This is a genomic window from Haoranjiania flava, assembly GCF_025631005.1.
Taxonomy (GTDB): domain Bacteria; phylum Bacteroidota; class Bacteroidia; order Chitinophagales; family Chitinophagaceae; genus Haoranjiania; species Haoranjiania flava.
This window is the reverse complement of the sequence record NZ_JAOTPL010000014.1, coordinates 73,984-84,424: the sequence shown is the minus strand read 5'-3', so window position 1 is coordinate 84,424 and position 10,441 is coordinate 73,984. Positions and strand designations below refer to the sequence as shown.

Sequence of the window (10,441 nt, the reverse complement as noted above, 5' to 3'; positions counted from 1 at the left end):
TTTTAGATTCCATATTCATTCCCGGTTGGTATAGATTCTTAATCTTTATGGTTATTTCATGTGTCTAATTTTTAATTCGCAGCTTTGCGGCTGTTTTTAATGGTCGCATGGAATAACCTTTATTCATCCGCGGTTGGTATGCAACTTTGCTTATGGCTATTTCATGTGTGTATATTTAAAGTTCTATCCAGTTATAATAATGCCTTTCATTACTGAGTGGAAGCCTGTACTTCATCACTTCTCAAAGTTTATTTTCTCCTGGTAAAGACAAGCCTTACACCGGGCGTCCTGCTCATGTTGAAATAAACTGGTTCTATTTTCATACTGATATCATCACTCACATCAAAGTTTTTCAAATGCGCAAACACAGTAGCATCCGCAACATTTAATCCCCACAAAGCCAATGTCCACAACAGGGAATAATCCTGGTTCTGGCGGAAATAATTCCTGTTGCGTATAGCATTTGACTTAAACTGTTCCAAACCATTGGGCCTATCTTTTACATTGTTGTAGGAAATACGGAATTGCGGATGCAGTTTTTCTACCAGCTCAGCCTCCCGCTCACTATTTTTTTCAATCTCAAAAGCGATATCCACGGCCTGCTTGGAACGCAGGTACCATACACGGTTATCAATATAAAAACCAATAGGCACGCCAACGGCAGCAGCCACTACAGGTATCTTCCAGTATTGCTTGTTGTAGGCCTGTCCCCAGCCCGGCAGTATCAGAGAACGCAATGTAGCGCCACGGGGTGTATATTCTTTTTTCTTTAAAAAAAAAGTATCCCTTTTTCTTGTTTCTTTCTTTGCTGAATCCTCTACCACTACCTTAGCCGTGATTACTTCTTTTACGGCGGAGTCGGCATTGGCTGTATTCTGCAGCACGTTTACGGTGTCCTGGTTTTGCGTATAGCCGGTAACAGCCGTAAACAAAAGTATGGATATAATAAGTATTTTTCTCATCGGCTGGTGTGGTCTTTTACCCGACCTGTACATTCATCAGATCTAATAGTTTGTTGAACTCGGCTAAAGAATAATATTCTATGGTAATAGACCCCTCGCCTTTCTTGGTATTGTGCGCGAGCTTTACCCTGGTGCCGAAATGTGAAGAAAGATTGTCTTCCACACGCTTGTAGGCAGGAGGCAAAGCTGGTTTCTCCGTGGATTTCTTCGCAGGATTTTGTGCGATATTCATTCTGCGAACCAGCTCTTCTGTCTGGCGCACACTCAGGTGCCTGTCTTTTACTTCTTTGAAAGCCACAAGCTGGCTGTCTACATTTTCCAGCCCGGAAATAGCGCGTGCATGGCCCATGGAAAGCTCACCGTTGCGCACTGCCAGCTGAATATCGGGCGGCAATTTCAAAAGGCGGATATAGTTGGTGATAGTGCTTCTCTCCTTACCCATACGCTCGGCCACCTTTTCCTGTGTGTAGGAAAGTTCGTCCATCATACGCTGGTAGCTCAGGCCAATCTCAATAGCATTCAGGTCTTCTCTCTGCAGGTTTTCAAGTAAGGCAAGCTCCAGCAGCTCAGAATCATCTGCCTGGCGCACATACACGGGCACATCGCGTAAGCCGGCTATTTTAGCGGCTTTGAAGCGACGTTCACCTGCAATAAGCCTGTATTTACCGTCTGCAATTTTGCTGACTGTAAGTGGTTGAATAATATCATGGATGCGGATAGATGCAGCTAGTTCTTCCAGCGCCTGTTTGTCAAAATCCTTGCGCGGGTTTTTGGGGTTGGGTTCTATCTGTGTTACCGGTATCTTTACCACAGAGGTTACCTCTTCCCTCACCTGCTGTTTCAGCGAATCGCCGGAAGGCATTTTAAGATCGTCTTTAATATTTTGCAACAACGAGCTCAATCCTTTTCCCAATGCAGCTTTTTCTTTACCGGAAGGCTTTACATGCGGCTGCTTACTAAGATTTTTCACTGGTTCATTCTTCGCTGCATGCGTTGGTTTCGCTTTCGACATGTCAATAATTGATTTGTTATTCCGTTTCTATGGAAATATTATTCTTGATTAAAATTTCTTTTGCCAGGTTGAGGTAGTTGATAGCGCCCTTACTGTCTGAATCGTAGAGTATCACAGGTTTTCCGAAGCTTGGCGCTTCGCTGAGGCGTGTGTTGCGGTGGATGATGGTTTCAAACACCATTTCGTCAAAGTGGCGCCTCACCTCGCTTACAACCTGGTTGCTCAGGCGCAGGCGGCCATCGTACATGGTCATAAGAATGCCTTCAATCTCCAGGTCGGGGTTTAGCCTGCTCTGTACGATCTTAATGGTGTTGAGCAATTTGCCCAATCCTTCCAGAGCAAAGAACTCACATTGAACGGGCACTACAACACTGTTGGCAGCCACGAGTGAGTTCACGGTGATCAGGCCCAGCGATGGGGAGCAGTCTATGATAATGAAATCGTACAATTCTTTCACAGGATCCAGCAATGATTTCATTACATTCTCACGGTTGGGATAGTTGATCATCTCAATCTCAGCGCCCACCAGATCAATATGGGAAGGTATCAGATCCAGGTTGGGTACATTGGTCTTTAAAATTACATCCTGGGCAGCCGTGCCGTCTACCATGCAGTTGTACAGGCTGCTGGTGATATTGTGCAGGTCAAAGCCTACGCCGGTGGTGCTGTTGGCCTGCGGGTCTGCATCAACCAGCAATGTTTTCATTTCCAGTACCGCGAGGCTCGCAGCCAGGTTGATTGCCGTTGTTGTTTTCCCTACGCCTCCCTTCTGGTTAGCTACGCCTATTATTCTTGCCATATTAATCTTGATAAAAAAATCTTATCGCCAAAGATAATTTATTTTGCGGTTATAATTTTACCGTCCAATTATTTTTAAACCACCCTGTTCAGGCAGAATGAAAGCATATGTTTATTCTACGTGCAGAGAGATTACAGATTCAGACCGGTTTGCTCTTTTACAGCCACAAATCTTTCTCCGCATTTGGGCAGCAGGAGAAATTTTCCCTTGGACTGAAACTCATTCACAGCAGCATGCGGATCAATTTCTATCAAGGGGAAAGTGTTGTAATGCACGCCAATTACCTTATCGCATTTTATAAATTCTGCAGCCAGGAAGGCATCTTTGTAATCCATTGTATAATTACCTCCTATCGGCAATACGGCAAAATCAAGTTTTGCAAATAAAGCTATCAGCTGCATATCGGTGATGAGGCAGGTATCGCCGCTGTAATAAAAATTTCCTTCATCTGTGGTAAATACAAAGCCCATAGGATTACCTCCATAGCGCCCGTCCGGCATGGAAGAGGAATGCATAGCCGGCACTGCACGTACATGACCGAATTCAAACAGCACGGGAGCGCCATGATTGAGTTCGTGTACGTTTTCTACCCCTTTATCCTGTACATAGGCTATTACCTCGGGGTTAGAAACAACTTTTGCATGCGTAAGCTTAGCTATGTGCACTGCATCCATCACATGGTCTACATGGCCGTGAGAGATGAAAATATAGTCGGCCTCTATTTCATTCACATCAAATTCAGACGCCTTGGGATTATCAGTAAAGTAAGGATCAAAAAGCACTTTCTTTCCTTTTATTGCTACCAAAAAAGTTGAGTGCGAGTAATACGTGAAGTCCATGAGAATGATTTTTGTGATTTAGAAATAAACTTTTATAATTTGTAATCTGTAATTTGTAATTTACCTGAATTTATGCGAATTTAATTTTAAATGTATAGAAAGCCGTACAAAAGCAGCCCGAAGGTTTATTATTAACAAGAATTTTATTGGCATAACTTTTATAGACTAAATTATATATTTGCCGCTATGGGTAAAATGCTATCTTTCAGGCTGATCCTCTTTGTGCTTATTGTACTTTTGGATACCTACGTGTTTTTTGTTTTAAGAAGTGTCACACAGCATTTCTCCTCTGTGATGCGCAATGCATTGCTTATCACGCACTGTGCACTGTCCCTGGTTACCATTCTGCTGCTTTTCAGCGTGGAGCATATACACGGCACGATCAGGTATTATATTTTCTCCATATTAATGGGCGTGATCATCGCCAAAGTAATTATGGTGATCTTCTTCCTCCTGGATGACAGCAGACGCGCTGTTGCCTGGTCGGCAAAAAAGATTCGCCATACACAAGGGGATGAACTCATCATTTCGCGCTCGGCTTTTCTTTCGTGGCTGGGGCTTACACTGGGCACAGTTTTTTTCGGAAGCATTCTTTTGGGGATCACCAACAGGTACAATTACAGGATCATTCGACAGCGGATAAAATTTCCAAACCTCCCTCCAAGCTTTCAAGGCCTGCGCATTGTACACATCAGCGATATTCATTGCGGCAGCTTTAATAATACCGGAGCAGTAGCAAGAGGCATAGAAATGATCATGCAGCAAAAACCTGACCTGATACTGTTTACAGGCGATCTTGTAAACGATCGTGCCATTGAATTAAAAAATTATAAACAAATATTTGCAAAGCTCAAAGCGCGATTGGGCGTTTACAGCATTCTGGGTAATCATGATTACGGCGATTACCACCAGTGGGATTCTCCCCGCGAAAAGCAAAAAAACCTCGAAGACCTCAAAAATATTCAAAAAGAAATGGGCTGGCGGTTGCTGATGAATGAACACGTAGTTTTTGAAAGAAACGGTGAAAATATAGCGCTGATAGGCATAGAAAACTGGAGTGCAAAAGCCCGTTTTCCTAAATATGGCAGGCTCAGCCAAGCCTATGCCGGAACAGAGCAGATGCCTTTTAAAATACTGATGAGCCATGATCCCAGCCATTGGGATGCACAGGTAAATACACAGTATAAAGACATTGACCTTACGCTCAGCGGGCATACACACGGCATGCAATTCGGTGTGGAAATAGGCAGGTTGCGCTGGTCGCCGGTACAGTATGTATATAATCAGTGGGGAGGTAAGTATACGAAAGGCAACCAGGTATTATACGTAAACCGCGGCTTCGGTTTCCTGGGTTATATGGGCAGAGTGGGCATAAAGCCCGAAATCACCGTGATAGAATTAGAAAGATAACCACGCTACTGTTTGTCTTTTTAAATAGCAGGAGTAAACATTGACATTGTCGCCAATGTCCGATAAGCTATACGGAGATTTGAAATCTCCCGATAGAGCTTCGTGATTGCAAATCATGAAGAGCGGTAAATCGCCAAGAGCGGTTGCAAATTACCAAGAGCGGTGAATTAAGGAATAGAATATCTCTGCGTACTCTGCGAAAGCCTTTGCGAGCTCTGCGTGAAAATATCTATATTAAGGGAATTGTAACTGTGTAGTCTGTTCTCGTTCACTCAAAGATTTGCAAAAATGTCCGATAATCCAATGGGAGATTTGAAATCTCCCGATAGAGCTTCGTGATTGCAAATCACGAAGAGCGGTAGAGCGGTTGCAAATCACCAAGAACGGTGAAATTTAGGAATAGAATATCTCTGCGTACTCTGCGAAAGCCTTAGCGAGCTCTGCGTGAAAATATCTATATTATAGCAAAGACCGTTATGATAAAAAATTCTAACAAGTTGAAAAAAAGGGAAACCTGATATAATGGAAAAATTACATTAAAAAAAACTACCGGAAATAAATTCCGCTCTATTTTGTGGTGCCTTTCTGCCTCTTCCCGATCACGCTGTGGTGCCTGCCGAAACTATAATAAAGTATCAGCCCGATACCCATCCAGAGGAAGAAAGCTATCCAGCTTTTCACCGGTATTTCCGTCATCAGGTATAAGCAAAATAAGGTTCCCAGTATCGGGATCAGAGAGTACCTGCGCAGGAAAGACAAAACGGCAACTACCATCAACACGACTACGAAAAGTAAAAATAATATTTCCTGGAAATTATCCGAAGCTATATGAGATGCCAGCGACATGATTCTCGCTCGGTAGAAAAAGATAAATGCAAATGCTATCAAAGGCACAATAAACCTGCCGTTGATATAAGGCAGCCTGAACTTATTTTTTTCTTTACTGATACGCGGCAGCACCAGCACGCCGGCACATACCAGCACAAATGCGAACAGCGTACCAATGCTGGTAAGATCGGTCATCAAAAGATCATCAATAAACAATACAGGTATGCCTACCAATATGCCCGTCATAATGGTGGCGAAGCCTGGCGTTTTATATTTTTTATTTAATGAAGAAAATTTCTTCGGCATCAATCCGTCACGGCTCATCATCATCCATATCCTGGGCTGCCCTATCTGGAACACAAGCAGCACGCTGGTGGCGGCTACTACAGCACTGATAGAGATGATCATGCCTATCTTCTGCATGCTGAGTTTATTAAATACATAGGCCAGCGGGTCGGCTACGCCGTCAAACTCCTTATAATTAACCATCCCCGTAATTACCAGCGCCACAATCACGTAGATGACCGTACAGATTATTAAAGAATAGATCATGCCGCGCGGCATATCGCGCTTGGGATTGGCACATTCTTCGGCAGTAGTAGAGATGGCATCAAAGCCAATGTAGGCAAAGAACACAGAAGATACGCCGCGGAGCACTCCCTGAAAGCCGTTAGGCAAAAACGGCGACCAGTTGTGTGCCAGATCATCGCGCAGTATAACGTACATGCCAAGTACTACAACAAACGCAAGTACTGCAAGCTTTAGCCATACCATAAAATTAGCGCTTTTCTTACTTTCTGAAATGCCTACATAAGCCAGCACGGTTACAAAAACCACGATCAGGAATGCAGGCAGGTTTACAATAAATCTCATTCCCAGAACCTGAGGTGCACTGGTATACACCAGGTCTGCAACACTGCCGCCGCCTGCTACAGCCGCATCGTATTTCATTTTGGCTGTCTGGTAGCCTACGGTGAGCCAGTCGGGCAGGTGAATCCCCAGGCCTTGCAAAAGGTGATTAAAGTACGCACTCCAGGATATGGCAACAACAATATTGCCGATAGCATATTCCAGAATCAGCGCCCAGCCAATGATCCACGCCACTATTTCACCAAAGGTTACGTAAGAATATGTGTATGCACTGCCTGAAACAGGCACACGCGATGCAAACTCTGCATAGCACAATGCAGAAAAACCGCAGGTAACGGCCGTAATAATAAACAGGAAGATCACACCGGGGCCGCCATCGAACGCAGCTTTCCCGATGGTAGAGAAAATGCCGGCGCCAATAACAGCGGCAATGCCCATAAACGTGAGATCTTTTACCGTAAGAACTTTTTTAAGATTGCCTGTATGTCCCTCGCTGTAGCCTTCATCATATTCTTTATGAATGTCGTACAGGCTTTTCGTTCTTTTAAATTTCATCCGGCGATATTAATAATCTCTCTGTAATAAATAATCGGCAAAATCGTACAACTGTTTTTTTCTGTCGGCAGTCACCACTACTTTTTCCAGGTGTGACAGCGCTTTGGCAGCATACTGCTTTTTCAGATCCTCCGCCCATTGCTTCACGCCACATTCATCAAACACGTCTAAAATTTTCGCGACTTTGTTTTCATCCTTACTGCTTAAGTGTGCTTTCAGCTTCTCCCTGGTTTCGCCTTCAGCAGTTTCCAGCGCTTTGATCAGCAAAAAAGTTTTTTTGTTTCTTTTAATATCGCCACCGATTTCTTTGCCGAATTTTTCTACATTGCCGTAACAGTCAAGATAATCGTCCTGCAGCTGAAAAGCAATGCCCAGGTTTTTTCCGTATTCATACAAATGATCTGCATTGTATTTTGATGCGCCTCCCAAGAGTGCACCGATCTGCAGGCTACAAGCCAGTAGTACCGAGGTCTTCAGGGTGATCATGCGCAGGTATTCATCAAGCGACACATCGGTCCTGCTTTCAAAATCCATATCGTATTGCTGGCCCTCACACACTTCAAATGCAGTCTTGTTAAAGATGGTGAGCACCTGCTGCAGGCAGCTTGCCTCGATTTTATTCAGGCTGGCATATGCGCCAATCAGCATGGCATCACCACTTAGTATGGCCGTGTTCATATTGTTGCGTACATGTACCGTCTGCTTACCACGCCGCAATGCGGAATTGTCCATCACATCATCGTGCAGCAGGGTGAAATTGTGAAACAATTCCAATGCATCAGCAGCATGCCAGGTATTCTCGCTGATATCCCCAAAAAGCTCATTAGCCATCAGGCAGGCTACGGGCCGCATTCTTTTACCACCAATGGACAGGAAATAATCTGCAGGCTCATACAGGTTAAACGGTTCTGCGGGAAAATGTTGCCTGTTAAATTTCTGTGCGTAAATATTTACTAACTGCTGAAATGAATGCACGTTCTGATCTTTTTAGTTTTGCCGAAGATAAATATTTTTTAGAAATCTGCATGGGATGAGGGTTAAGAAGGAAATAACTCTGATTTTAATACACATACTTAAAATAGCGACTCATTGCATGTCCGCATATTCAGGCAGATGGCTGTAATCCTGCCATCTTACTGCTTCCGGCTATATGTAGAGACCGGAACAAATCAATTATTGTGTAACATCCACAACTTATTTCAGCTTTTGCACGCTGTTGCCTGCACCGATAATGTTCACAGTTGGCCTGCCATTATTATCTGAGCTACGGTAATGTATATTGTTGCTTGCACCTTGTATGCTGACGCTATTTACTTTATCTGCTGTAATTCTGTTACCTGCCCCGGAGATCAGGATACGTGAAACAAAACCCTTAACAGTTATTGTGTTGCTGGCGCCATCTACACGCAGTGTACCGCCGTCCATAGTTATTGAGCGGGTGTTGCCTGCACCTTCTATCAGCACTTCCTTATCAGACTGTTTTACCGTGCCGGCACCTGTATGCGAACGGTTTGAAAACAGGCCGCCGAGGCTTTGAGTATAAGCTGTAGTTCCGAATGCGAGCATTGCAGCAATCGCCATCACTTTCATGCATTTCATAAGAAATAATTTTGGTGAGTTTAAAATTAGCAAAAAGGAATGAATGCATGGAAATACATATATTAATGAAAAGTGAATTGGATTTTTGTTATAGAATTTCACTACAACAGAAATTTCTGAAATTCAGATAAAGAAACATCCGAACTTTATCTTAAATCAACTTCACAGTAAATATATACAACAGCCATCCGCATGAATGCGAATGGCTGATTGATTAAAGATTTTTTATTGATATTGTATGTACAGAGGACGTGGCGTAAAGTTTACCAGCTCTTCCGGTGTATATAAAGGCCCGCCTTTTTTAAGATCGTTTTTATAGAATAACTTAAAGCCGGTAAACTGTACAGGCTCCGGCACAATGAAATGCCTCCAGGTACCCGCCTTCAGGTCTTTAGGCCCCCAGCCGTCCATGTCAATGATCACCTGCACTTCAGGCACCAGCTTAATATCTTTATAATTTTTGATCATGTTCTGGGTAAAACGGTGCACCACCAGCATTTTGGGAGGAAGGTTGTTTTCTTTTACCACAGAAGCCAGTATGTCTATCACATCATTGATGTCGCTTGCCGTAAAATGGCCGATAACGCTGCCGGGGCGTTCGCCGCCTTTCATGGAAAATTCCGGGTCAATCCCAAAGTGTACTTTCGGATTTTTTAAATATTCTTTCAGCACTTCTGTCTCTGCTTTTGCGGAGCTGTGGCCAACCTGTATATCCAGGAACACCAATGCGTTGATCTCATTGGCCCAGTTGATGATGGTATCTATCTGTGCAAACGGCATCCTGTAGCGGTATTTGCCGTCTTTGCCCGGAGCACCCTGTGCAGTAGCAGCAATGTAATGCAGCGCGGGTATTACAGGTGTTGTAGAGTCTGCCTTGGCCCACCTGTCTGCTTCAGCCAGCAGGCGCTTGAACATTTCAGGTTTCGGGTATTCACCCAGCGCACCCATTTTGGTGGAGTACAGGTTACCGTAGTAAGCCACTACGCGGTTAAATGGCAATATTGCGCCGGGCAGCGGGTAAGGACCTTTTACCGGCCACCTGCCTGTGGTATCCTTATTGGCCATATGTGCCAGTCTTTTGTTGTAGTCAGCCGTATCCAGTGTAGCTCCGCCGGCTTTCTTTTCTCCTTTTGCAGCAACCGTATCGGCTTTGGCGCTATCAACGCCGTTTTGTTGTGAGCCGGAGCTGTTGCATCCCGCCAAAGCCAACCCCATGCATGCGCAACTTAAAATCAAGAATCTCATGTTCAATGGTTTATAATTTTTTCAAAAATAGAGGATTCACTGCAATAAAAAATATTTATTTAAAAAATCCTACATTAAGTTCAGAGAGTGAATTTATCCTGTCAATTAATAATTTTCAGGCGGCTAAAATTAATTGACCCTGTCATTTATGGGGCTACACAATATGTTGCTGGAACGATAGTGTTCTAAACTCTGTTATAACATAGATGATATTATGTTGGAAAGTAAGTAGAGCGCTACATTTCATTGTTATCTATCTTGCTGTTAGCGGGTTCGTCTGCCTGGCAGTGAGAGGAAGTAATGCATGAAAGGTGATTGCTTC

General features: G+C 43.8%; 9 protein-coding genes. 1 reads left to right on the top strand and 8 read right to left on the bottom strand.

Annotated features, from left to right (window positions below):
* Window positions 1-248: 248 nt before the first annotated feature.
* The 4 genes from OD355_RS10135 to OD355_RS10120 form a co-directional block, all read right to left on the bottom strand.
* The gene (locus tag OD355_RS10135; protein WP_263038358.1) at window positions 249-962 is read right to left on the bottom strand and encodes a DUF5683 domain-containing protein; all 714 of its coding nucleotides are present in this window, start codon (window positions 960-962) and stop codon (window positions 249-251) included.
* Between the two features lie 16 nt (window positions 963-978).
* Window positions 979-1,974, bottom strand: a complete 996-nt coding sequence (locus OD355_RS10130) for a ParB/RepB/Spo0J family partition protein (protein ID WP_263038357.1) — start codon at window positions 1,972-1,974, stop codon at window positions 979-981.
* A 16-nt stretch (window positions 1,975-1,990) separates the two neighbouring features.
* On the bottom strand, window positions 1,991-2,773 hold the full coding sequence (locus OD355_RS10125; RefSeq protein ID WP_263038356.1) for a ParA family protein: 783 nt from the start codon (window positions 2,771-2,773) through the stop codon (window positions 1,991-1,993).
* A 131-nt stretch (window positions 2,774-2,904) separates the two neighbouring features.
* Window positions 2,905-3,612, bottom strand: a complete 708-nt coding sequence (locus OD355_RS10120) for a metal-dependent hydrolase (RefSeq protein ID WP_263038355.1) — start codon at window positions 3,610-3,612, stop codon at window positions 2,905-2,907.
* A gap of 186 nt (window positions 3,613-3,798) precedes the next feature.
* Between OD355_RS10120 and OD355_RS10115 the strand changes: the two genes are divergently transcribed.
* Window positions 3,799-5,022 (top strand): metallophosphoesterase, encoded by a 1,224-nt coding sequence (locus OD355_RS10115; protein WP_263038354.1) that lies wholly within the window; start codon window positions 3,799-3,801, stop codon window positions 5,020-5,022.
* A 567-nt stretch (window positions 5,023-5,589) separates the two neighbouring features.
* On the opposite strand, the gene OD355_RS10110 is transcribed toward OD355_RS10115, so the two are convergent.
* The 4 genes from OD355_RS10110 to OD355_RS10095 all read right to left on the bottom strand — a co-directional run bounded on the left by OD355_RS10110 (window position 5,590) and on the right by OD355_RS10095 (window position 10,119).
* A complete protein-coding gene (locus OD355_RS10110; RefSeq protein ID WP_263038353.1) occupies window positions 5,590-7,275 on the bottom strand; it encodes an APC family permease in 1,686 nt (561 codons plus the stop codon).
* Between the two features lie 9 nt (window positions 7,276-7,284).
* The gene (locus tag OD355_RS10105) at window positions 7,285-8,250 is read right to left on the bottom strand and encodes a polyprenyl synthetase family protein (RefSeq protein WP_263038352.1); all 966 of its coding nucleotides are present in this window, start codon (window positions 8,248-8,250) and stop codon (window positions 7,285-7,287) included.
* A gap of 219 nt (window positions 8,251-8,469) precedes the next feature.
* Window positions 8,470-8,874 carry a DUF3060 domain-containing protein gene (locus OD355_RS10100; RefSeq protein ID WP_263038351.1) on the bottom strand — a complete coding sequence of 135 codons (405 nt, stop codon included), beginning with the start codon at window positions 8,872-8,874 and terminating at the stop codon, window positions 8,470-8,472.
* Between the two features lie 225 nt (window positions 8,875-9,099).
* A complete protein-coding gene (locus tag OD355_RS10095; RefSeq protein WP_263038350.1) occupies window positions 9,100-10,119 on the bottom strand; it encodes a hypothetical protein in 1,020 nt (339 codons plus the stop codon).
* Between the last annotated feature and the right edge of the window lie 322 nt (window positions 10,120-10,441).

Excerpts from the sequence above, each read along its gene's own strand:
- OD355_RS10135 (WP_263038358.1), bottom strand. The coding sequence starts at position 962 with ATGAGAAAAATACTTATTATATCCATACTTTTGTTTACGGCTGTTACC.
- OD355_RS10130 (WP_263038357.1), bottom strand. The coding sequence starts at position 1,974 with ATGTCGAAAGCGAAACCAACGCATGCAGCGAAGAATGAACCAGTGAAA.
- OD355_RS10125 (WP_263038356.1), bottom strand. The coding sequence starts at position 2,773 with ATGGCAAGAATAATAGGCGTAGCTAACCAGAAGGGAGGCGTAGGGAAA.
- OD355_RS10120 (WP_263038355.1), bottom strand. The coding sequence starts at position 3,612 with ATGGACTTCACGTATTACTCGCACTCAACTTTTTTGGTAGCAATAAAA.
- OD355_RS10115 (WP_263038354.1), top strand. The coding sequence starts at position 3,799 with ATGGGTAAAATGCTATCTTTCAGGCTGATCCTCTTTGTGCTTATTGTA.
- OD355_RS10110 (WP_263038353.1), bottom strand. The coding sequence starts at position 7,275 with ATGAAATTTAAAAGAACGAAAAGCCTGTACGACATTCATAAAGAATAT.
- OD355_RS10100 (WP_263038351.1), bottom strand. The coding sequence starts at position 8,874 with ATGAAATGCATGAAAGTGATGGCGATTGCTGCAATGCTCGCATTCGGA.
- OD355_RS10095 (WP_263038350.1), bottom strand. The coding sequence starts at position 10,119 with ATGAGATTCTTGATTTTAAGTTGCGCATGCATGGGGTTGGCTTTGGCG.